Genomic DNA, 21,960 nt, shown 5'->3' with positions numbered 1-21,960 from the left:
TAACAACTTTTTTCAGTGTTTAACATATCATTATCAAATGTCTAATCCCTGATCGCACATCTGTTATTTATTGTATTAAATTCAGCAGAATATGGGCAGTAAATATTATTTCTGCTCATAAGTTCATCCGCTCCTGTCCAGCTCACAGGTATTGTTTTCATTCCCTCTGATTCTCACTCTCCGGTCACCGATGAAGCAGAATCCGGTTCTGGCAGTTCCGGGAACGAAATCCTCAAGTGTGGAAATTTTTATTTCTCATATGTTAATATATAGTCCTAAATTTGCAGATCATATATTTTGAATGAAAGAGTTACTCATACGCCAGAAGCAGGTTCTGTTCTTCATTATTGCCGGAGGGCTGAGCGCCGTAGTAGAGATCGGAAGTTTTAAGGCATTCAGTACCTATCTTCCCCACATCTTTGCCAGGGAGGTTAATTTTCATGGTGTACACTATCCTTTAAGTAATATTTTCTCTACCAGCTGCGGAATCATCAGCAATTATTTTCTGAGTATCTGGTTTGTTTTTGAAAGAGGAAAGCATTCCAAAAAAAGGGAGTTTGCTTATTTTATGGCGGTTTCATTTGTTTCAACTCTGTTAAGTCTCGGTTTTTTCCAGATATTTTACAGTTTTATATTTAAGGATAATATCAATTTAATTTTTTATACCTTAAGCCCGGAAATGATCAGTAAGGTGGCAGCGATCCTGCTGGTCTCCATTCTTAATTATTCGGTAAAAAAGAAAGTAATTTTTAACGGCTAAACTGTGACAAAGATTTTAAATTACCTGTGGAGATTCTGGCTTCTTCTGCTGGCTTTTGTACTGACAGTTATTCTGGGAATTCCTGTTTATATTTTATCCTTCAGCAAAAAGCATTATAAATATGCTTATAAATTCGTAAGGCTCTGGTGTTTCGGCATGTTTTACGGCATGGGATTAAGGTATGACCTGATTAAACTTTCGGACCAGAAGAAGGATAAAAACACCCAGTATGTTTTTATTTCGAATCATACTTCCATTATGGATATTATGCTTACCTGTATTTTATTTCCGGACAATCCCATCTGTTTCGTAGGTAAAAAGGAGCTGGTAAAAATTCCGATCTTCGGAACCATTTACAAAAGAATATGTGTTATGGTAGACCGGAACAGTGCCAGGAGCCGTGCCGATGTTTACAGAAGATGTGCCGAAAAAATGGAGGAAGGCAACAGCATTGCCATATTTCCCGAAGGAGGTGTTCCGGATGACACTTCTGTTATTCTGGATGATTTTAAAGACGGGGCCTTCACTTTATCGTCCAAGCATCACTCTCCTATTGCCGTGTATACATTTATCGGACTGAAAGAAATTTTTCCTTTCGACAACTCAAAAGGATACCCGGGACGGGTAAAAGTATATTTTAATGGAATTATGGAACCTTCAGATTCTCCAAAAGACTTAAAAACAGAAGCTTACAGAGAGATAAAAAAAACACTGCTGGAACATTCTATTTAAAAGAAATAGTTATATTTGTTTGCGAAATTTCTAACAAATATGTCAAATTATTCTAAACAAACCAATTGGGGACAATTCATTCCTCTGGTTACTGTGTTTTTTTTCTGGGGATTTGTAGCGGCAAGTAATGACATTCTGATCCCGGTCTTCCAAAAAGCCTTTAAGCTGACCCAAACCGAAAGTATGCTCGTACAGATCTGCTTTTATGTGGCTTACACCGTGGGTTCTCTGATTTATATGGCTGTTTCAAAGAGTCTGAGACAGGACCTGATCAATAAAATAGGATACAAAAACGGCTTAATTTTAGGCCTTCTTATTTCCGCAGCCGGGACTTTACTGTTCTATCCTGCGGCCAATATGGGATCTTTCCCGTTAATGATTTCAGGACTTTTCATTGTAGGGCTCGGGTTCTCATTACAGCAGATTGTAGCCAATCCGCTGGCCATTGAAGTAGGACCGGTGGAAACAGGTTCCCAAAGGCTGACGATGGCCGGGGGAATTAATAATCTGGGTACAACCATAGGTCCCCTGATTGTTTCGTTCGCTATTTTCGGCTCTGCTTCGGCAGCCAATACAGAAGCGAGTATTGAAAGTGTAAAGATTCCTTACCTGATCCTGGGAGCAGCATTTGCTTTGGTAGCCGTAATGCTGAAGTTCTCTTCTCTTCCGGCAGTAACTCCTACCAATACAAAGGATACTGATGACATTGTTCCCGGTGATCACAAAACATCGGCCTTCCAATATCCTCAGCTGGTAATGGGAATGATTGCCATTTTTGTTTATGTAGGTGTAGAGGTTTCCACAGCAAGTAACCTTCCCGCTTATATGGAAAAGAGTTTAGGTTTCGAGACGAAAGAAGTTGCGCCTTATATTTCCCTGTACTGGGCATCCTTAATGATCGGCCGTTGGACCGGGGCGGTAGAAGCCTTTGACCTGAGCGCCGGATTCAAAAAGATATTAAGATTCCTTGCTCCTTATCTTGCATTCGGGGTATTCTTATTGGTGAATGCTATTGCCAAGCATGACCTTTCTCCATTCTATGTATATGCTGCGGTTATTATTGTAATGATTATCTGCGATATTATGAGTAAAGGAAATCCTGCCAGAATGCTTCTTATCTTTTCCGTAGCAGGTATTGCTGCATTATTAATAGGAATGTTTACTACCGGAATGACCTCCGTATATGCATTTACCAGTGTAGGACTGTTCTGCTCTACTCTATGGCCGTGTATTTTTGCACTTGCCATCAATGGTCTCGGAAAGCACACCAATCAGGGATCAGGCTATCTGATCATGATGATCATGGGAGGAGGTATTGTAAGTATGGTTCAGGGTTATATTGCTGATTTAACGAATATTCACTTCAGTTATATCGTAGGTGTTATCTGTTTTGCTTATCTTGCGTTCTATGCAGTGCGTGTAACAGGAATACTGAAGGCACAGGGTATTGATCTTGATAAAATCTCTAAAGGCAGTGGTCATTAACAGTAAAAAAATTATCCATAAAAAACGATTTTGGGCAGGTGTATTACTTGCCCAATTTCTTTTGTTCTATGGATTTTCGAAATCGAAGATAATGATCTCTTTTTTTGAACATTTCTTTGAAATTCAGAAAGGGATGCATCAGGGGCTTTTCAGCTGGATTCCTTTTTCTTTAGGAGATGTAATCTATATTATTCTTGGGGCTTTGCTTTTGTATTGTGTTATCAGATGTTTCAAAAAGGAAAGCCGGAATAATGCATTTCTTAAAATCCTGACGGGAATCAATATTTTTTATTTTACCTACCAGATCTTCTGGGGAATGCTGTATTTTCAGACTCCGGTCATCAAGAAGCTGGCTTCTCAGAAAGAACCTGATACTGACAAAGCAAAGGCATTAGCACTCCGATACCTTGAAAAATGTAAAGCGACCCGGACACTGGTTCATGAAGATCAGAACGGTATCTTCGTCATAACTGATCTGAAATCGGTACAGAATGAAATTCTTAAACAGCAGCAACGGCTTCCGAAATTTATTTCAGACAAAAAAGCTACGGGGATCCATGCTTTTAAACCGAGCCTTTTTAAAAAGATCATGAACTTTACCGGAATTCTGGGATATTATAATCCTTTTACCGCAGAAGCCCAGTACAACGGAGAACTTCCTCACACCTTCATACCGTTTACGTCAGCACACGAAAGCTCTCATCAGCTCGGTTTTGCACGGGAGCAGGAAGCCAATTTTATAGGTTACCTGACAGGTGTTCATTCAGACAACACTGATCTGAGATACAGCACGGAATATTTTACCCTTAAAAGCCTTTTAAGATTTATTGCTGAGAAGGATCCTGAATTTGTAAAAACGGTTCTTAATAATTACTCTCCCGCCATGAAAAGAGACAGAGCCTATGAAAGAGCTTTTATTTTCAGACACCAGGGCTGGCTGGATGATTTTTTCGGATTTACCAATAACCTTTTTCTGAAAAGCAACCAACAGGAGGGTTCTGTGACTTATTCCTACTTTATAGACCTTCTTTTAAACTATGAGAAACAGGACTAACATTCCTAAGCAGTATTCAGATACTTTAAGTTCCGGAGCTTATCCGTTCATCTCATTATAACCTTAATTTTTTTAATAGGCATAGCATAAAAAAAGAATCGTATCAGGCGATACGATTCTAAAAACACAAATGATGAAAAAAAATTTATTACCTTGACTTGTTCCCTCATTCAAGGCGATGTAAAAGTACAATATATTTCATAAATACAAAAACATTTCCCTCCTTTTTTTAAACTTTATGAAAACTTTATGATTTTTTAAGTTTTTTTGAGTTCACTCCCCGAAATAAATATTATGTTAAAATAACATTTTATCCAATCAAATTTCATTAAAAAAGCAATTAAAAATACGGAAAAATTATAAAAATCAATAATTAACCAAAGATATAATATTGCATATTTTTCTCATTTTTAAGAAATAAAAAAATTAGAGTTATTGTAAGAAACAGGAGAGAAACAGCACTTCGTTGTTCAGTGTTATTCCAAACGATCATTTTAATATATAAAGAACCGGAACCCCGGAATACCTTCCGCTTTTGTAAAAACGGAAAAACATAAAAGATTCCCCGGAACAGAATATTTTTTTTCACGACTCAAGGATTTTTAGCAGACAGAACCGATGACCTGGAGCATTGCAAAACACTAAAAAATATGCTGAACAATAGCCTGCCAACCATAAAAACATCCCGAAAAAGAGTCTGTAAAATCTTTAAAAATGCAGATTTACAATACAATAAAGTTATGCGAAAGCAATATATCACTCTGAAAAGAAAAAAAATTTGTTTATTTGAAATCTCTGCGTATTTTAGTTAAAAATATTAATATGATTTTTGATAAACTAATAAACTACCTGAAATTAGACAAACAGGAATTCACATTCCAGTTCAATTCACATCCGAATTATCCCTCGGCTCTTGCATTTAGTGATACGCTGAATTTTATGGGTGTAAAAAATGATGCCTATGAACTGGATAAGGAATATTGGGATGAACTTCCGGAAGAATTTATTGCCATTGTAGACAATTCTTTCTCTCTGGTAAAGAAATCAGGAAACAGCTATTCGGTTTATTCGGAAAAAGCCAAAACACTTAACAAGGAAGAACTCCATCAGAAATCTACGGATTTTGTATTGCTGTTTGAAAAAACGGAAAATGCAGAAAACAAACTGGCTTTCAATTTCAAGCCTGTTTTATATGCAATTTTTGCAGTCATTCTTATTTATTCTTTTCTGAGTCTGAGTATCTATGAAGCTATTTTCAATCTGCTGTCTCTTGCAGGTGTTTATATCTCACTGGAAATTTTCAATCAGAAATTCGGTAACACGTCTACTGTTATCGGAAGTATATGTGGTGATACTACGGCCAGCCAGGCTGCCAATTCATGTGATAAAATCATTAAACAGGATAAAACAAGTATTCTGGGGCTAAAGTTTTCAGACTTTTCCCTGATCTATTTTACCGGAATTGCTATCATGGGACTGTTCCTGCCTGCTTCTGCCTATCTTATTAAAGGATTCACCTTTGTTTCTGTAATTGCCATTGCTTATTCTCTGTATATTCAGGCTTTTGTAGAAAAAACATTCTGCAGGGTCTGTCTGTTGATCATTTCAATTCTTGCCGGGCAGCTGGTCATCAGCATTCTGTTTTTTCAGAATACAGCTTTCAGTATAGGAATGCTCTTACTGACGGCTGTTTTATGGTTGCTTATTTTCTCAGCCGTTCTGTATTCCAGCAATCTGCTTACCCAAAAAGAAAATCTTCAGAAGTCCAATGCCAAAAATCTCAGATTTAAAAGAAACTATGAGCTTTTCAAAAGCCAGCTTTTAGAAAATGAAAAAATAACATTCCAGGATACGCATACATTCTCTCTTGGAAGTAAAGAAGCCAGACTCCGCATCGCTATCGTTTCCAATCCTTACTGCGGTTTCTGTAAAGATGCCCATAAGATCATGGAGGAGCTCCTGGAAAAATATCCGGAAGATATTTCCGTACAAATCCGTTTCAATTATTTCCCGGACAGAGCTCCTGAAAAGTATACCCAGCTTCTTTCCGCGTTCAGCTATCTGTACCACAACAAACCACAGAAGGAATTCCTGCAAGCAGTAGAAGAATGGTTTGAAACAAAAGACGAAAGCAAAGCTGTGGCAAGAGCGGGTTCTGCTACCGTGGAAGATCTTTCGCCATTTACGGCAATGTCTTCTGATAACAGTAATGCGGGGCTTAACTTTACCCCTATATTTATTCTGAACGGCTATCAGTTCCCTGATAAATATGATCGTGAAGATATATGGTATTTCGTTGATGAATTAATGGAAGATGAAGACTTTCAATAAGATTTTCCAAAAGAAAAAACATTATTGAATATAAAAATTCACTATCTTAGGAAAAAATAAAAAGCGGATTCTGAAAAGCTTTAATAGAGTAAGAAAAACAAACTAAAACTAATTACTATGAAAAATTTGAAAAAAGTTTCACGTACAAACATGAAAACAATCGTTGGTGGAGACAGCGCTCCTATAAGTGACGGCATGGGAGGATGGTATTGCTCTCAGCGTTATGAGGTAATTTGTCTTGTAGGCTGCACCCCAATGTGTATGACCGGCAATAAGTGTAAACCATCATTCTGCCTTGATCCGCAATTTTAAATCAAGACCGGAATAACAACAACCAAAACAAAGACTACTATGAAGAATTTAAAAAAGCTTTCAAGAGAAAACCTAAGAACACTTAAAGGGGGCATTACCCAGGAGTGTGCACGTATTCAGGCTGTATCCGTATGCTATCCCATTGGCGGCTGTCCCATAGATGAAATCTGTACGAGGGTATGCAATAAGGTATGTATTCTGTAATAAGCCTTAAATCCCAATATTAAAAATAGTAGATAAATTAAAAATGTCGCCATTTCCAGGCGGCATTTTACAATGAGAAAAAGTTTTGAAGAAATTTCCTTTTTATAAACAGCCGGATGCCAAAGACTGCGGGCCTACCTGCCTTAGAATAGTAAGCAAATATTATGGCAAAAGCATTTCACTTCAGCAGATCCGGACACTTTCTGAAACAACCCGTGAAGGAAGCAGCCTTTTGGGGCTCAGTGATGCTGCAGAAAACCTGGGATTCCGCTCCCTCGGAGTTCAGATTGATTTCAATACCCTTACAGAAGAAGTCCCTTTTCCCTGTATTGTACACTGGAACAAAAATCACTTCGTAGTTGTTTATAAAATTGACAAAAACAATAAAGTTTATATTTCAGACCCCAGTTATGGACTCATTACCTATACACGGGAAGAATTCATTAAACTCTGGATCGGAGAAAATGCCAATGAAAATACGGAAGAAGGAATCGCCCTGATTCTGGAAACCACTCCTGCTTTTTTCCAGACGGAGTTTGATGCTGAAGAAAGTAAAGCCAGCTTTTCCTTTCTCTCCAAATATCTTTTCAAGTATAAATCACTTGTTATCCAGCTTGCTGTGGGACTTTTGGCAGGAAGCTTACTTTCGCTTATTTTCCCGTTCCTTACCCAGAGTATTGTAGATGTCGGGATACAGAATCAGGATCTTAACTTCATTTATGTTGTTCTTCTTGCACAGATCATGCTGTTTATGGGAAGAATGGGAATTGAAGTAATCCGAAGCTGGATCTTACTGCATTTGTCAGCAAGAATCAATATCTCTATTATCTCGGATTTCTTTATTAAACTGATGAGACTTCCTATCAGTTTCTTCGATACGAGAATGACGGGAGATATTATGCAGAGAATCAATGACCACCACAGAATTGAGCAGCTACTTACAAGTTCATCTTTAAATACCCTGTTCTCTCTGGTCAATCTTATTATTTTCAGTATCGTCCTTCTGTTTTATGATTACAGGCTGTTTCTTGTTTATCTGGTAGGAGCCGTGTTATATGTAGGATGGATCAGCTTTTTCCTCAAAAAAAGGAAAGAACTGGATTACAAAAGATTCTCTCAGGTTTCTCAGGAGCAAAGCAAAGTGATTGAACTGATCAACGGTATGCAGGAGATTAAAATGCACAATGCCGAAAAGCAGAAACGCTGGGACTGGGAATTTCTTCAGGTAAAATTATTTAAAATAAGAATTCAGTCACTCTCTCTGGAACAATGGCAGTCTGTGGGAGGAAATTTCATCAACCAGATGAAAGATATTCTGGTGAGCTTTCTTTCGGCCAAGCTTGTTCTGAGCGGTAATCTTACCTTAGGAATGATGCTTTCCGTACAGTATATCATCGGGCAGCTTAACAGTCCGCTGCTTCAGCTTATCGATTTTATCAAACAAACCCAGGATGCCAAAATCTCCCTTGAAAGGCTTGGCGAAATTCATGATAAAGAAGATGAAGAAGACAGGGATGAACAGTATGCAACTGAAGTACCACCGAAAGACATTGAGATCAGCAATATGTCATTCAGATATATAGGATCGGATGTTCCGGTATTTGAAGGCCTGAATCTCAGCATTCCTTATCAGAAAACCACGGCTATTGTAGGAGCCAGCGGAAGCGGTAAAACAACCCTTTTAAAACTGCTGATGAAATTTTATGATCCTTCGGAAGGAGACATTAAAATAGGGAATACAAAACTGAAAAATGTATCTCCGAGATTCTGGAGGGATCACTGTGGTGTAGTTATGCAGGAAGGCTACGTTTTCAATGATACGATCGCCAACAATATTGCCGTAGGTGAAGACCATATCGACAAACAGAAATTAAGACGAGCCGTGGAAATTGCCAATATCAAAGAATTCATTGAAGGTTTACCTTTAAGTTATAATACCAAAATCGGAAATGAAGGCGTAGGAGTAAGCGGCGGGCAGAAACAAAGACTTTTCATCGCCAGAGCCGTCTATAAATCTCCGGAATATATCTTTTTCGATGAAGCTACTTCCGCATTGGATGCCAACAATGAGAAGATTATTATGGAAAATCTTGAACAGTTCTTTAAAGGAAAGACTGCTATTGTCATCGCACACCGGTTATCCACCGTAAAACATGCTGACAAGATCATTGTGCTGGATAAAGGCCAGGTAGTGGAAGAAGGCAGCCACAGTGAACTTGTTGCTTTAAAGGGCGAATATTACAGGCTGGTGAAAAATCAGCTTGAACTGGGGAATTAATATCAACTCAAATGATTATACAGCGGAATCCGAAAAGCTTACAGAGTAGGAAAATTAAAACAAACTATTATCATGAAAAATTTAAAAAAGCTTTCAAGAAAAGAGCTTAGAACTTTGAACGGAGGAGGATTAGGAGACTGTGGTGCTTATTTCCCGGAAGAACCACCACTTCCAGGTGAGCCTTATACCTGTAACTGTAACCTGTACTGGTGTGAAAAAAAAGGAGCATGTGTTCACAAAAACATGATGACTCCTAAGAATTGCGATCCTCTGTAAAAGGCAATAGTTATAGTTTTTTAACTTAAATATTTCGGTTATGAAAAATGTAAAAAAATTAGCAAGACAGCATTTGAGAGAAGTTTACGGAGCCGGACCTATCCCTCCGTATCCCTGCAACTGCTTCTGCTACGTGGGCAGCACCAAAATCCGGAATGCCTGCAATCAGTATTGTCCGGGAGGCCAGGTTATTCCAGGAGTTGAACCGGGTAATGATCCGAAATGTGATTACAAACTGCCTTTGTAATAATTTATTTTAAAATGAAAAAATGAATCAGGGTCCTCTTATGAGGATCTTGATTTTCAACAGACTGCTTATATGGAAAAGGAAATTTTAGATACCATTGAACTTCGTTCGGAGAGTGTTCAGGACATTCTTACCCAGCCGCCGCATTGGATGATACGCTGGGGAAATACGCTTATATTTGTTATACTTCTGCTTATTCTCCTGATGAGCTACATTATAAAGTATCCGGAATTTGTTCCTGCTCCCATTATTGTTACCTCACAAAATCCACCTGAAAAAATAGAGGCCCGAACCAGTTCAAAAATTGAAAAAATATTCATTAAAAACCATCAGGAGGTTAAAAAGAATGATGTTCTTATGGTGATGCAGTCTGCAGCCAACTATAAAGATGTTCTGGAACTGAAAAAGCTTGTGGATTCTATTACACCTAATCAGCTACTCTCCTTTCCTATTGCTCAGGCTTCAAGATTTAAACTGGGAGAGCTTCAGGGGGATTATAATAATTTCGCAAAAGCATTCCAGGATGAAGAACTCTTCATCAGGCTCCAGCCTTATGCTCCGGAAAATATTGCCGCCAATCAGAGTCTTTCGGAATACCGTGTCAGAATAGCTACAACAAAACAGCAGAAAAACCTGGAACAGGCTAAATATGAACTGACGAAAAAAAACTATCAAAGATCACAGGAATTATTCAACCAGGGCGTTATCTCTTCCATGGAACTGGAAAACGAAAAAATAAAGTATATTCAGGCCCAGCAGAATCTTGAAAATATTACCATTTCTTTATCTCAAATGGAAGAAGGAATATCCAACCTGAATAAAACCAAAAGCGGCACAGCCATTAATACTGAAAAAGATAAAATTAACTATTCATCGCAGACGCTGCAGCTTTTCGAACAGCTAAGGAAATCTTTAAAACAATGGGAACAGACGTATCTTATCATCTCTTCTACGGATGGTATGGCCAGCTTTCAGCAGTTCTTCGGCGAAAACCAGTTTGTAAAAACCGGGGAACCTATTCTTTCCATTCTTCCTGCCAATAAAGAGAAGCTTGTAGGCAGGATGTCTGTACCTACTGTTAATTCCGGTAAAATCATTCCCGGGGAAAAAGTACTGATCAAGCTGGACAATTACCGCTTCCAGGAATACGGCATTGTAGAAGGAAAAGTACAGAATATCTCTCTTATTCCCGATGATAAAGGAAATTATTATGTGGATGTAGTCCTTCCCAAAGGACTGAAGACCAGCTATAACAAAAATCTTACATTCGATAAAGAGCTCAGAGGAAATGCAGAGATTGTCACTCAGGACCTCAGACTGATCGAAAGGTTCTTCTATCAGATCAGAAAATTACTGGGTTATCAGAGCTGATAACCGTTTAAAAATATAAAAACCGCAATCTGAGTCAGGCTGCGGTTTTATTTTATGTTTCAGGTTTTTAAAGGAGTTTCTCCGTTATATTTAAACGAACCGGATGCTGAATTTCTTCTTTTCTTTTAACCCGCATTTTCATTCTGGCTATCAGGATCCGGATGAGTTTCAAACGAACATCAAAATACCACCGCGGATATCTCGGATGCTCCATATGCTCGCTGATCATGATAACCGTAACCAGAACCATTGCCAGGTTATGCCCTTCCGGGAGCAGCATCGGAAACAGCATTAAGGCCCATCCTGAGCCGATACACCATAGTCCGTGGACAGCTCCGAACCTCAGTACATCCCGGTCGGCTGCCCATCCGAAAGCCGCAACAGAGCGGTGATCATGCCCGCGGTTCAGACAGCGTTGTTTTACCGGTGAAAACTGCCATATCAAAGCTATAATCCCTACTATCAAAGCCGGAATATACGAACCGCCGGGAAACAGCAGATTAAAGCCGAGGATAACGGCATTCATCATAACTCCCATTACTGTCCAGACGATGGTATAGCTTAATACAAAAAGCAGGCACAGCCAGAAGCGACGTCTTTTAAGACTTCTTGCATAAATGTACTGAACAGGCGAGATCAGTTTGGGAAGCATCATCGCCAATACCATAAGAATCCAGCCTGTCATCATATCTGAAAACGGATTCATCTGGAGCAGCATCCGCAGGGAAACATCCGAGGAACCGTCTGTTACCATATGACAGTGCTTTATTGCCATGATTCCTCCCGGATTCAGTAATAATACAATCCAGAATACAATACTTATGATGAGAATGGCGGCAGTGATGTAGCTGTCATCTCTTACTGAAGTTTTCATAATTTCTGCTGTTCACGGTATATGCTTACCCGGCCCACTGTAATTGCTTCGTCATCAGGAATTGCATTATCCGGTAAAATACTTACTTCCAGTGAATCTATATTAAGATGATCGCTCACAAACAGGTTGTCGATAATATCTGTAATATTCAGGATAAAAGTAAGTCCGGAGCCGCCGCTGTGTCCGTCTTTTTCAGAAGCTTTCCGCAATCCGAAAAGAGAAACATATCCTGCCAGCTGGTGATTCACCGAAACACTCAGCGTATTGGAATCGGCAGTTCCTTTCACGTTTTCCAGCTGAAGATAAACCTGGTCCGGCAGATTGCTTACTGAAGCTTTCATCAGGCTGCCGGATACATTTTTCCATGAACTTCCTTCCAGTCTTACACTGGTTTTTGTTCCCGATCCGTCTAATTGAACCTGTCCTGCATTGGCCCCCACAAGTTCTGAGTTACTTCCAAGATCCATATTTTTTTCCTGTATATTTTCAATAGGCATTGCACCTAATTTATTTAATCTCTGCGCAAGTGTCTTCTGAGGCAACGGTACCGTTGTCAGTGCAAGATCATCATAAGTATAATCCAGTGTATCTAAGTTACTCATTTCTTCCGGAGTATATACCCATCCTTTATTATTACCCGGCAAAGGCATGATAAACTCTCTTTCGCCTGATGCAGCAGGTCCGTTTAACCAATCCGGATCCGTAGGATTATCATTGCTTGTATTCCATGCCGCCCACATTCTGTCTATATTGCAATGATGCAGATAAAAAACAGGATCCAGTCCGGCAGAATCAGGATCCGACATCCATCCGTCCTTACCGCCAACCTTTACGTGCACCAGATTGTGTGGATTGCTTTCCAGATTTCCGCTCACATTACCGTCATGCGAGAATTTTGTTTTCGGGCCGCCATATCCGGGATGGGGCGTTGAAGTATTACTTCCTGTATAAATGGTATTTCCCTGGCAGACTTCTGAGATAGGCGGAATAGGAACATATACATTCCCATCACTGTTAGGCCCGTATCTCGCAGTAACATATAAAGGATTGGGAGTGCCGTCCGGCATTTTTTCCTGTGTAAAGGCAGGTGGAATCTTATACTCATCTCCCGGACCTAAATAATTCCAGTATGGAAGCGCCCAGTCTGCCGGCCCGTTCAAACTGATGATTGCCTGGCGTACCTGCTCTTCCAAAGCAATAAGGTAACCACGGTGCCACGGTGTAAAATACCAGCTTTGATGCTGACACTGGTTCCAGAATTTCTTTATAACATCCGGTGAAGGAAGCGGGCTTGTAGGAACTTTCGGAAACCCGGTAAGTATGTTCCAGTCGGGAAATTTCTTTCCGCCCATCTTTTCACCATGAATAGCGGCAAAGAACCACCAACTGTTTTCATCACTCAGAAGTCTTGAATGCAGAACTCCTACTCCTTTTGCATACCAGAAAAGATCAGGATTATCAAAGGTTCCTCCCTTTTCCCATGCATTTTTTCTTAAGAATTTAGCCATAGAATTAGTTTTTGTTTGATACATTTTATGTTAAACACAAATCTAAGCACCCTTCCTAAGAACAGATTACGTATTTATACCTAATTTATCCCTGCACCGTGATAATTTAACGCCGTAAAAACTGATTTTGAAAAACTATTACTGTAAATAAAAGCTGTACGAAGGATCCTGCAACGTAATTTATCTAACGTAGGTTCGCAATAAGGTTTGAAGCCGGAAGAAGGAAAAGGGAAATTATAAAATTAATGGAACAACCTTTCGTTTTAAATTTTATAATAAAGATAATACCTTAAAGTAAGTTCAGCTTTCAGTCTTTTTATTTTTAAATCCCTTAATCCGAACTCAGTTTTTTTTAAGTAAATAAAGATATGATAAAAACAACCTGATGGAAGTAAATAATAAAAGTCCCTAAAATTAGGGACTTTGTAGCGAAGACGGGAATTGAACCCGTGACCTCAGGGTTATGAATCCTGCGCTCTAACCAACTGAGCTACCTCGCCGTTTTGGTGGTGCAAATATAGAAAATATTTATTTACTACCAAAATTATTTTACCTTAAAATATTCCAAAACATCGCCTACATGGTCTGGTTTGCTGATTATCTTATTGTTAGCATCTAAAATAAAATAGGTAGGAGTTGCATGAACATTGTAAGTTTCGGTGTAACTGCTGTTCCATCCTCTTAATTCAGAGTCGTTGATCCATGGAAATGCGGCAATTCTTTTGGTATAGGAATTCTTGTCTGTATCAAGAGACAGACCTACAATCTGGATATTTTTTCCTTTCAGATCATTATACTTCTCCAGAAGTTTAGGCAGTTCTGTTTCACAGTGGGAACAGGTAGACGACCAGAATACCACAACTTTTTTATCTGCTTTTACATCGTGAAGTGATTTTACCGTTGTATTTACAGGCGACTGGAATTTATAATTCGGGAATACCGCTCCTATTTCCACATTGGCATTGGATTTTAATGTAGAGGCCAATCTGTCTGTGATTGTACATTTAAGGTTTTTTGCCAGGCTCAGGTATTTATTCTTAAACTCATCCATTTCATAGGCATCAAAAATATCGATAAGCTCAGAGAGAACAGCCTGTCCTCTTGGAGTTTCCACCTTCAGGCGGTCTAAAAGCTTATCCACAGAGCCTGTGACATTGGTGTTACCACCTCCATTAAGATATGCCACCAGAACGGGTCTCAATAAGGATGAAGATTCAAGCATATCATTAGACTTGTCCAGGAAATCTATGATATCATCCTGAGAAGCCTTTTTAGAAGAATCCGGCGAGTTACCCAGAAATTTGCTGTAATTGGTATTGTAGAAAGAAATAAACGGATGTTTTGCCGCATCTATGCTACCTGCGTTGCCTGAAAGTCTTTCGATTTCTATCTTCAGGGCCTTTCCAAAGTCCGTGTTATCTTTATAATATTCTTTAATTTGTGCCAAAGCCGGAAGAATAAGTTCTTTTTTCTGTGAACCTTCCTGCTGCTTACTCATCAGATCGTTCGCTTCATCCAGATAGGCTACATCTTTAACTTTATTATTCTGAGTTTCCAGTCTGATATTAACGTTTTTATTTTCAGAAATAAAGCTGACTGTATTGTTGGATGCCGGGAAATAAACTTTCATCATCCCCATATAATGATTGGGATTTTTGAAAGTCCATGTATTGTTCTTATTCTGTTCTTTAGTGACAATAACGTCCTTTGAACCGTTTAATGTATATAGAATGGCATCCTGATCTTTAAAATCTGCAGGAGCCTGAATAGTTACTGTGAACTGAGCCTGCAAAGAAAATGCAGCCAACACTGCGGATACTATATAAATCTTTTTCATAGGGTAAAAATAAAAAAACTCTCTGATTAATCAGAGAGTTTAATGTTATTTTAATAAAATTTTAGGCTTTTACGCTCTTATATTTTTTAGTATAATATACAATGAAGATGATGGCTACTACGGACAGTGCATAAATGTACATATCGATAGGAGAAGCCGGTTTTCCAGGACCTACGGTTCCTGACCCGCCATCACCAGGTATTGGCATATCATCAGGGTCTGCTGCCCTGACCAGTAATACGGCGAATAAAAAAAGAGCTGATACTAGTTTATTTATAATTTTCATAATGTTTATTTTAAGATTTTAGTACTAACAGTTATTCCTTTTTCTGAAACAATTTTTACAACATAAGAGTTTTTAAGAGCGCTGTTAAGCTCAATTACAAAATCTCTTGATGTGTCAACTGCTTTTTTAGAAATAACCAGTTTACCACTCATATCATAAACTTCAATATCTGCTTTTTTCCAGTCCGGATCAAATCTCACAATATAGTTGGTAATATCAGGATTATAAATTACCATTGTTCTTGATTGTGTAGCTTCAGTATCTTTTGTTCCTAGTGAACCTCTGTTTGGCTCACCATAATATAAATTATAAGATTTAGAGGTAAGAGAAACTATATCTCCCTGTTTTGCCTGCTGTACTGTACCGTTGGAAGCTTTATAATAGAAACCGATTCCTGAAGAAAGCTGGTGAGTTCCTGTCGGAACAAGTTCAGCATCTTCTCTGATTTCAAACTTATAGGATACAATCTTTCTGTTTGGCTTGTCATAGTCATAGTTCCAAAGTAAAATATCTTTCCCGAGGAAGTTATTTTCATTGGCTTCATTAATGTACAGCCAGTATTTGGCATTGTAGTTCGGATCATAACCTCCGCTTGGCAATTCTTCAAATGTTCCGATCAGATTGGAACTTGTATTCGTTGCCTGAACGGTAGTGGCAATTGAAGACTGAAACCCAGTAGTAGCAGTATTGGAAACCACATAATATGCTCTTGAAACTTCATCCCCGTTAGCATCCAGACCAATTACTCCAAGCTGTTTCATTGTTCCGGCAGTAGCTCCGTTTTTAGCAGCTGTTACACTGTAATCTAAATTCGCAGCTCTGGTTGTGGAATTAAATCGTCTAAGGGTATTAAAGTTTAAAGTCTGAGGGTTATTGTTTCTCAGTTTCAAAACAAATGCCTGCATCGGTTTGATGATAAGACCTACATCCCCTGCCGGAACTCCCGTTACAGGATTATAAGTCTGGATCTGAGCTCCCATACTGTATGCATTACCCGCAGAGGTAACTACAACAGTTCCGGGATCATATCTTACTCCCCAGATATTGGTAATATTATTTCCGTCGGTAACTCCTCCGTTTTCAACATATCCGATTCTTGAAAGGTCAAGATTGGTTAGGAAAGGATTTCCGAACTGATAGAAGTTTTTACCATATGTGGATGATACCCATGCTCCTGTTGAAAATTCAAACTGATCCTGAATATGAGAGTTATACATTTCCCCATATGGATTCAGGTTCGTACCGCCTGTCCCGAAATTTACATTTCCTCCATTCTGCAGTGTAGCATTAGGCAATGTCGCATTAGGACGTCCGTTAATAGTATAAACAGAACCTTGAGGGGTTGGGGCAATTGTTGGCATTGTAGCCGGCGGTGTACTGGTATTCAGGTTGTCGTTGCTTGATCCCAGCATGTAATATCCGGACGGATCGCTGGTTGTTGTCGCAAGACTGGTAATTGTTTCTGCAACATTGTTGGTATTGTTCAGCTTCAGGATTTCATTTTTACTGTATCGCTGCGTATTGAATACTTTACCGAATTCTGTGGATAAAGAACTTAAAGTCTTACCAAAAAACGGCATTGCCAATTGCTGGTAGAAATTACCGTTACCATGCTTTTTGCTTCTGAATTCTTTACTTACGATACCAGTGATGTCGCCCTGGTTTAACCCATTGATATATAACTGACCGTAAGTAGAAGTATCATAGCTGCCTGAATTATTGAGCCTTAATACAATATTACCACCATCGGTTTTATCTGACCCGGTGCCCGTAATTGTTTTTAAAGCATCTCCTGCGGCTCCTACAATCATAACGTTTCCGTGAACATCCAGAAGGCCACTGCCTTTTGTCTGTACACCTCCACCGCTATAAACCAGGGTGCCTTCGCTTACAAACATATTAGCGTTAGTGTCTATGTGACATAAAACATTCTGCGCCTGAACAGAATAGCTAACGGCTAAAAGACCTATAGCAAATAAACTTTTTCTCATTGTATAAATTATTTGTGTGTTAATACAATCTCACCCGCAAAGGTATGATTTTTATTTCTTAGAAAAAAATATATTTTATTTATTAACAAAAATATTATCTTCTGTCAATGTGATTTCCTTCTCTTCCCCTATTGAAAACATATAGTCTTCCAGAACCTTTTCGGTAGTTCCTCTTAACCCTCTGGCTCCTAAACCTTTTTCAATGGTTTCTTCTACAATCTTTTCAATAGCACCGTCTGTAAATACCAGATGGGTACCGTCCATTTTGAAAAGCTCCACAAACTGATTGACGATGGAGTTTTTAGGTTCCTTCATAATTCTTACCATTGTTTCCTTTGTGAGTTTATCAAGGTAAGTGATGATCGGAAATCTTCCCAAAAGTTCCGGAATTAATCCGAAAGAGCGAAGGTCAATCGCATTAATATTTGTTAATACATACTCATCTTCATCCACTTTATTGATTTTTTCAGAGCTGAATCCGATGGCCTGCTTGTTCATTCTTCTTTCAATAATCTCCTTGATTCCGTCAAAAGCACCTCCCGCAATGAACAGGATATTCTGGGTATTCACCTGAATGTATTTCTGGTCCGGATGCTTTCTTCCTCCCTGAGGCGGAACATTTACAATACTTCCTTCCAGCAGTTTCAAAAGTCCCTGCTGTACTCCTTCCCCGGAAACGTCCCTTGTAATGCTCGGGTTATCTGATTTTCTTGCGATCTTATCGATTTCATCAATAAATACGATTCCTCTTTCTGCTTTTTCCACATCATAATCAGCCACCATTAAAAGCCTTGAAAGGATACTCTCTACATCTTCTCCCACGTAACCGGCTTCTGTGAGAATGGTAGCGTCCACGATGCAGAAAGGTACGTTCAGTTCTCTTGCAATGGTTTTTGCCAGCAGGGTTTTCCCGGTTCCGGTTTCCCCGATCATGATGATATTTGATTTTTCCAGCTCTACTTCCCTGTTTTCATCCTTAGCATGAAGAAGTCTTTTGTAATGGTTGTATACGGCGATCGAAAGCTGTTTTTTTGCCTGATCCTGACCGATCACGTACTGATCAAGAAATTCCTTGATCTCTTTAGGTTTTTTTAATTCGTCTATATTTTCTGCCGGTGAATATCCTGTTTTGGCTACACTGTCTTTTACGATCACATGTGCCTGTTCTATACAGTTTTCACAGATAAAGCCGTTCTGCCCGGAAATCAGCATCTGTACTTCATTTCTTTTTCTGCCGCAGAAAGAACATTGGTTTGGGTTCATACTATATAATCTGTTGTATATGTTAAAGAAAATCGTAAAAAATTACTTTTTTACGATTGATGTTTTTTTAAGAATTAATAATCGAGTTTTTAATCTCTGTATATTCTTCGTCCGTTAATTTTAATCTTTCATTTCTGAAATTCATATCTTCCATCTTATTCAAAGGAATGAGATGGATATGGGCATGCGGAACTTCGAGTCCCACTACTGCCACCCCTACTCTTACGCAGGGAACGGCATTTTTAATCTTCTTCGCTACTTTCTGTGCAAATCCCCAAAGGTTTTTGTATTCCTCACTTTCCAGATCAAAGATCAGATCTACTTCTTTTTTCGGAACAACCAGTGTATGTCCTTTCACCAGGGGCATTGCGTCAAGGAATGCGATAAAATCCTCATCCTCTGCAATTGTATAGGAGGGAATTTCGCCATTGATGATTTTTGTGAATATACTGCTCATATCTTAGAAGTTAGGGTTAAATAATATAGTGTTTGGAATAAGAAATTAAGGAATAAGAATAAGAAGAGGTATCGGATTATAGAGAAATGTCCAATACTTCGAAAGACAGTTTGTTTCCGTTTGGCAGAACGATATCTGCGGTTTCGCCGATAGCTTTTCCAAGCAGTCCTTTGGCGATTGGCGTGTTTACAGAAATTTTTCCTGCTTTAAGGTCGCTTTCATTATCCGGCACCAATGTAAAAACCTGCTCCTGCTTGGTAGCATTGTTCATGAGTTTTACCGTAGTAAGGATAGAAACCTTTGAAGTATCTAATTGACTTTCATCTATGATTTTAGAACCAGCGATAGTATCTTTCAGCTTGGAAATCCTCATTTCAAGCATCCCCTGAGCCTCTTTGGCCGCATCGTATTCTGCATTTTCAGACAGATCTCCTTTGTCTCTTGCTTCTGCGATCTGCTGAGTAATTTTTGGTCTTTCCACAGTTTCCAACTGTTCCAGCTCAGCTTTCATTTTCTCTAGTCCCTCCTTGGTTACATAGCTTGCCATAATTTTCAAAATTTAGTTTTAGTATAAAAAAATAATCCGACATTTGCCGGACAATGTTTTCGTGTTATAATCGTTTAATTTTTACAAATATATAAAAATTTAAATTGAAATGAAAAAAACTTTTTCAATACTATTTATTTTCACCTTATTGATTTTCAGCAATTTAACCATAAACTCCTGTGGAAGCAGAGAAGATACGGTAAGCTGCTTTCCCAACAACCCTATTAATGTTACCTTAAACCTCAATCTTCCGGCTTACTATAATCTCACATACAGCGGAGGTTGGATCTATGTGGATGAACAGCAGTCCGGAACCAGGGGACTGATCATTGTACGTGTAGGTGATGCATTTAAGGTGTATGACCGTAATGCCCCTCATATATGTCCGGATTCCAATACAACTCTTGAAGTACAGAACAATATCAATATTCTGTGTCCAAAGGATAATACAAAATGGCTGCTCAATACAGGCCAGCCACTGGAGGGAGCCCAGACCTCCCTTCCTCCGAAAACGTATCCTTACAATTACGACCCGGTATCCAAAACCCTGAATATTTATTTTTAACTCCAAATAAAAACCGCAATTGACTTTCATTGCGGTTTTGTTATTAATGATCGGGATATTGAACAGCTTTATCCAGTTCTATCGGGTTATTAAAAGCCCTGATCTTTTTTCTCTCATTTTTTTCAGCAGGTTTCAATTCTTCCCTGGTCAGGATGGTACCGTCATCAAGCTGGAGTCTTTTACCTTCAGGGATACTCAGTTTTCCGTTAAAAACATATTTAAAAGGGCTCTGATACAGTTCCAGTTTCAGATCATTCAGTTTTTTCTGATTGATTTTTATGGCTTTGCTTCTGCGCTCTTTAAGGCTGTAACTCTCATAATCTCCGGGAATCTTTTCGCTTTTAATGAGCGTAAATACATAATCCTTCCGGCTGTCGTAGATTTCGGCAATCAGTCCCGGCAACCCATTGAATTTATAAGGTCCGTATGATAATGGAATTTCCTGGGTAAACCATGCGGTCCACTTTCTTCCTCCAAAATCGGTTTCTGCCTTCTGTACTTTCAGTTCACCCATCATCTTTGTGACGTCTGAGATCTTCCAGACAAGGTTCGCGGGGGTTTCCAGTTTATAAAAATTTACATCCCCGATATATTCATAATTTTCATAGAAAGAATTTCCCTTATTCTTGGTTAAAAAGGAGGTCAGCCGGTATCCTTTAAAACCTTCTTTTCCTGTCTTGGCCCATACAGAATCGTTAATGTAATAAATCCTGTTATAATAGGTTACGTCTTCTTTTGTAATATCCAGATGGAAATTTTCTCTCGTTATCTCAGTGGAAGTTGAGTCTTTTTTGAAACTGACCTCATAAATGAACCGGTCATTCTGGGAATACAGTAAACAGCCCGTCAGCATTAAAAATATTGCCGTTATTTTCTTCATTGCCATTAGTTTTTTAAATTTTTACAATTTTGAATATAAAAGACCGGCAATATATAAAATTATGTCTTTCCGTTCCACAAAATCTTTCTGAATTGTTGCCGCTTTCCTTTGAGTTTTCTATATTGGAAGTCTAAAAGTAAAATCAGTAATATGAAGATTGTTATACAGAGAGTCTCCGAAGCCGGTGTGAAAGTAGATGGAAAAATTGTGGGCGAGATCAGTACGGGCTTAATGCTGCTGACAGGAATAGAAGAAAATGATGAAAAAGCAGATGCAGACTGGCTGGTTCAAAAGGTATTGAACCTTCGGATCTTTGGTGATGAAGAAGGGAAGCTTAATCTTTCCGTAAAAGATATTTCCGGTGAAATTCTCTGCATCAGTCAGTTTACACTGATCGCTGATTACAAAAAAGGCAACCGCCCTTCCTTCATAAAAGCGGCAAAACCGGATAAAGCAGTCCCTCTTTTCGATTATTTTAAAGAAGAAATAGCCAGATCCGGATTAAAGACCGAAAGCGGAATCTTTGGCGCAGATATGAAAGTTTCCCTGATCAATGACGGGCCGGTAACCATCGTTATGGATTCAAAAACGAAAAGCTGATCCGGGAATTAATCAGACTCATAGAAATGGATGGCTCAGGAGAAAGAATCCCGTAACCCAGTTCATTTAACATTTTATAAAAAGCATCTTCCAGGATTACTG

22 protein-coding genes and 1 tRNA gene are annotated in these 21,960 nt (G+C 38.8%); 13 read left to right on the top strand and 10 right to left on the bottom strand.

What is annotated here, in order from left to right; genetic code table 11:
• Positions 1–301 precede the first annotated feature (301 nt).
• From AC106S_RS23395 to AC106S_RS23345, 11 genes are all read left to right on the top strand, one after another.
• A complete protein-coding gene (locus AC106S_RS23395; RefSeq protein WP_482442343.1) occupies positions 302–760 on the top strand; it encodes a GtrA family protein in 459 nt (152 codons plus the stop codon).
• 3 nt (positions 761–763) lie between these two features.
• A complete protein-coding gene (locus AC106S_RS23390) occupies positions 764–1,492 on the top strand; it encodes a lysophospholipid acyltransferase family protein (protein WP_482442342.1) in 729 nt (242 codons plus the stop codon).
• Positions 1,493–1,531: 39 nt separating this feature from the next.
• Positions 1,532–2,977, top strand: coding sequence for an MFS transporter (locus AC106S_RS23385; protein WP_482442341.1), 1,446 nt, complete (start codon positions 1,532–1,534; stop codon positions 2,975–2,977).
• Between the two features lie 91 nt (positions 2,978–3,068).
• Positions 3,069–4,031, top strand: coding sequence for a DUF3810 domain-containing protein (locus AC106S_RS23380; protein ID WP_482442340.1), 963 nt, complete (start codon positions 3,069–3,071; stop codon positions 4,029–4,031).
• 822 nt (positions 4,032–4,853) lie between these two features.
• The gene (locus AC106S_RS23375) at positions 4,854–6,362 is read left to right on the top strand and encodes a thioredoxin domain-containing protein (RefSeq protein ID WP_482442338.1); all 1,509 of its coding nucleotides are present in this window, start codon (positions 4,854–4,856) and stop codon (positions 6,360–6,362) included.
• A gap of 117 nt (positions 6,363–6,479) precedes the next feature.
• Complete coding sequence (locus tag AC106S_RS23370; RefSeq protein ID WP_482442337.1) at positions 6,480–6,674, top strand: bacteriocin-like protein; 195 nt, start codon at positions 6,480–6,482, stop codon at positions 6,672–6,674.
• 39 nt (positions 6,675–6,713) lie between these two features.
• Positions 6,714–6,878 carry a bacteriocin-like protein gene (locus AC106S_RS23365; RefSeq protein WP_482442336.1) on the top strand — a complete coding sequence of 55 codons (165 nt, stop codon included), beginning with the start codon at positions 6,714–6,716 and terminating at the stop codon, positions 6,876–6,878.
• An 85-nt stretch (positions 6,879–6,963) separates the two neighbouring features.
• Positions 6,964–9,156, top strand: a complete 2,193-nt coding sequence (locus AC106S_RS23360) for a peptidase domain-containing ABC transporter (protein WP_482442334.1) — start codon at positions 6,964–6,966, stop codon at positions 9,154–9,156.
• A 72-nt stretch (positions 9,157–9,228) separates the two neighbouring features.
• Positions 9,229–9,432 (top strand): bacteriocin-like protein, encoded by a 204-nt coding sequence (locus AC106S_RS23355; protein WP_482442333.1) that lies wholly within the window; start codon positions 9,229–9,231, stop codon positions 9,430–9,432.
• Positions 9,433–9,472: 40 nt separating this feature from the next.
• Positions 9,473–9,679 (top strand): hypothetical protein, encoded by a 207-nt coding sequence (locus AC106S_RS23350; protein WP_482442332.1) that lies wholly within the window; start codon positions 9,473–9,475, stop codon positions 9,677–9,679.
• Between the two features lie 72 nt (positions 9,680–9,751).
• On the top strand, positions 9,752–11,050 hold the full coding sequence (locus AC106S_RS23345; RefSeq protein ID WP_482442331.1) for an HlyD family secretion protein: 1,299 nt from the start codon (positions 9,752–9,754) through the stop codon (positions 11,048–11,050).
• 67 nt (positions 11,051–11,117) lie between these two features.
• Here AC106S_RS23345 and AC106S_RS23340 read toward each other — a convergent pair whose 3' ends face one another.
• The 9 genes from AC106S_RS23340 to greA form a co-directional block, all read right to left on the bottom strand.
• On the bottom strand, positions 11,118–11,924 hold the full coding sequence (locus AC106S_RS23340; RefSeq protein ID WP_482442330.1) for a copper chaperone: 807 nt from the start codon (positions 11,922–11,924) through the stop codon (positions 11,118–11,120).
• Entirely contained in the window at positions 11,921–13,432 is a 1,512-nt protein-coding gene (locus AC106S_RS23335) for a tyrosinase family protein (RefSeq protein WP_482442329.1), read from the bottom strand. Before AC106S_RS23335 ends, AC106S_RS23340 begins: the two co-directional genes overlap by 4 nt.
• 426 nt (positions 13,433–13,858) lie before the next feature.
• Positions 13,859–13,932: transfer RNA gene (locus AC106S_RS23330), tRNA-Met, on the bottom strand.
• Positions 13,933–13,976: 44 nt separating this feature from the next.
• The gene (locus tag AC106S_RS23325; RefSeq protein ID WP_482442328.1) at positions 13,977–15,269 is read right to left on the bottom strand and encodes a TlpA family protein disulfide reductase; all 1,293 of its coding nucleotides are present in this window, start codon (positions 15,267–15,269) and stop codon (positions 13,977–13,979) included.
• A gap of 61 nt (positions 15,270–15,330) precedes the next feature.
• Positions 15,331–15,555, bottom strand: coding sequence for a signal peptidase (locus tag AC106S_RS23320; RefSeq protein ID WP_482442326.1), 225 nt, complete (start codon positions 15,553–15,555; stop codon positions 15,331–15,333).
• A 5-nt stretch (positions 15,556–15,560) separates the two neighbouring features.
• Positions 15,561–17,546, bottom strand: a complete 1,986-nt coding sequence (locus tag AC106S_RS23315; RefSeq protein ID WP_482442325.1) for a T9SS type A sorting domain-containing protein — start codon at positions 17,544–17,546, stop codon at positions 15,561–15,563.
• 75 nt (positions 17,547–17,621) lie between these two features.
• Positions 17,622–18,809 carry an ATP-dependent Clp protease ATP-binding subunit ClpX gene (clpX, locus tag AC106S_RS23310; RefSeq protein WP_482442323.1) on the bottom strand — a complete coding sequence of 396 codons (1,188 nt, stop codon included), beginning with the start codon at positions 18,807–18,809 and terminating at the stop codon, positions 17,622–17,624.
• A gap of 67 nt (positions 18,810–18,876) precedes the next feature.
• A complete protein-coding gene (locus tag AC106S_RS23305; RefSeq protein WP_482442322.1) occupies positions 18,877–19,266 on the bottom strand; it encodes an HIT family protein in 390 nt (129 codons plus the stop codon).
• A gap of 76 nt (positions 19,267–19,342) precedes the next feature.
• On the bottom strand, positions 19,343–19,813 hold the full coding sequence (gene greA / locus AC106S_RS23300) for a transcription elongation factor GreA (RefSeq protein WP_482442320.1): 471 nt from the start codon (positions 19,811–19,813) through the stop codon (positions 19,343–19,345).
• A 109-nt stretch (positions 19,814–19,922) separates the two neighbouring features.
• Here greA and AC106S_RS23295 point away from each other — a divergent pair, with 109 nt between their 5' ends.
• Complete coding sequence (locus tag AC106S_RS23295) at positions 19,923–20,378, top strand: hypothetical protein (protein ID WP_482442318.1); 456 nt, start codon at positions 19,923–19,925, stop codon at positions 20,376–20,378.
• A 43-nt stretch (positions 20,379–20,421) separates the two neighbouring features.
• Here AC106S_RS23295 and AC106S_RS23290 read toward each other — a convergent pair whose 3' ends face one another.
• On the bottom strand, positions 20,422–21,258 hold the full coding sequence (locus AC106S_RS23290; protein ID WP_482442316.1) for a GLPGLI family protein: 837 nt from the start codon (positions 21,256–21,258) through the stop codon (positions 20,422–20,424).
• Between the two features lie 150 nt (positions 21,259–21,408).
• Between AC106S_RS23290 and dtd the strand changes: the two genes are divergently transcribed.
• A complete protein-coding gene (gene dtd, locus AC106S_RS23285; RefSeq protein ID WP_482442314.1) occupies positions 21,409–21,858 on the top strand; it encodes a D-aminoacyl-tRNA deacylase in 450 nt (149 codons plus the stop codon).
• The last annotated feature ends 102 nt before the right edge of the window (positions 21,859–21,960 follow it).

It is taken from the genome of Chryseobacterium sp. FR054 (assembly GCF_056844565.1).
The sequence above is the reverse complement of the archived record's forward strand: the minus strand, read 5'-3'. Positions and strand labels throughout refer to the sequence as shown.

What these genes read in the sequence shown, in the direction of transcription:
- AC106S_RS23395 (WP_482442343.1), top strand. Translation starts at nt 302, where the DNA reads ATGAAAGAGTTACTCATACGCCAGAAGCAGGTTCTGTTCTTCATTATT.
- AC106S_RS23385 (WP_482442341.1), top strand. Translation starts at nt 1,532, where the DNA reads ATGTCAAATTATTCTAAACAAACCAATTGGGGACAATTCATTCCTCTG.
- AC106S_RS23380 (WP_482442340.1), top strand. Translation starts at nt 3,069, where the DNA reads ATGATCTCTTTTTTTGAACATTTCTTTGAAATTCAGAAAGGGATGCAT.
- AC106S_RS23375 (WP_482442338.1), top strand. Translation starts at nt 4,854, where the DNA reads ATGATTTTTGATAAACTAATAAACTACCTGAAATTAGACAAACAGGAA.
- AC106S_RS23370 (WP_482442337.1), top strand. Translation starts at nt 6,480, where the DNA reads ATGAAAAATTTGAAAAAAGTTTCACGTACAAACATGAAAACAATCGTT.
- AC106S_RS23365 (WP_482442336.1), top strand. Translation starts at nt 6,714, where the DNA reads ATGAAGAATTTAAAAAAGCTTTCAAGAGAAAACCTAAGAACACTTAAA.
- AC106S_RS23355 (WP_482442333.1), top strand. Translation starts at nt 9,229, where the DNA reads ATGAAAAATTTAAAAAAGCTTTCAAGAAAAGAGCTTAGAACTTTGAAC.
- AC106S_RS23350 (WP_482442332.1), top strand. Translation starts at nt 9,473, where the DNA reads ATGAAAAATGTAAAAAAATTAGCAAGACAGCATTTGAGAGAAGTTTAC.
- AC106S_RS23345 (WP_482442331.1), top strand. Translation starts at nt 9,752, where the DNA reads ATGGAAAAGGAAATTTTAGATACCATTGAACTTCGTTCGGAGAGTGTT.
- AC106S_RS23340 (WP_482442330.1), bottom strand. Translation starts at nt 11,924, where the DNA reads ATGAAAACTTCAGTAAGAGATGACAGCTACATCACTGCCGCCATTCTC.
- AC106S_RS23335 (WP_482442329.1), bottom strand. Translation starts at nt 13,432, where the DNA reads ATGGCTAAATTCTTAAGAAAAAATGCATGGGAAAAGGGAGGAACCTTT.
- AC106S_RS23325 (WP_482442328.1), bottom strand. Translation starts at nt 15,269, where the DNA reads ATGAAAAAGATTTATATAGTATCCGCAGTGTTGGCTGCATTTTCTTTG.
- AC106S_RS23320 (WP_482442326.1), bottom strand. Translation starts at nt 15,555, where the DNA reads ATGAAAATTATAAATAAACTAGTATCAGCTCTTTTTTTATTCGCCGTA.
- AC106S_RS23315 (WP_482442325.1), bottom strand. Translation starts at nt 17,546, where the DNA reads ATGAGAAAAAGTTTATTTGCTATAGGTCTTTTAGCCGTTAGCTATTCT.
- clpX (WP_482442323.1), bottom strand. Translation starts at nt 18,809, where the DNA reads ATGAACCCAAACCAATGTTCTTTCTGCGGCAGAAAAAGAAATGAAGTA.
- AC106S_RS23305 (WP_482442322.1), bottom strand. Translation starts at nt 19,266, where the DNA reads ATGAGCAGTATATTCACAAAAATCATCAATGGCGAAATTCCCTCCTAT.
- greA (WP_482442320.1), bottom strand. Translation starts at nt 19,813, where the DNA reads ATGGCAAGCTATGTAACCAAGGAGGGACTAGAGAAAATGAAAGCTGAG.
- AC106S_RS23295 (WP_482442318.1), top strand. Translation starts at nt 19,923, where the DNA reads ATGAAAAAAACTTTTTCAATACTATTTATTTTCACCTTATTGATTTTC.
- AC106S_RS23290 (WP_482442316.1), bottom strand. Translation starts at nt 21,258, where the DNA reads ATGAAGAAAATAACGGCAATATTTTTAATGCTGACGGGCTGTTTACTG.
- dtd (WP_482442314.1), top strand. Translation starts at nt 21,409, where the DNA reads ATGAAGATTGTTATACAGAGAGTCTCCGAAGCCGGTGTGAAAGTAGAT.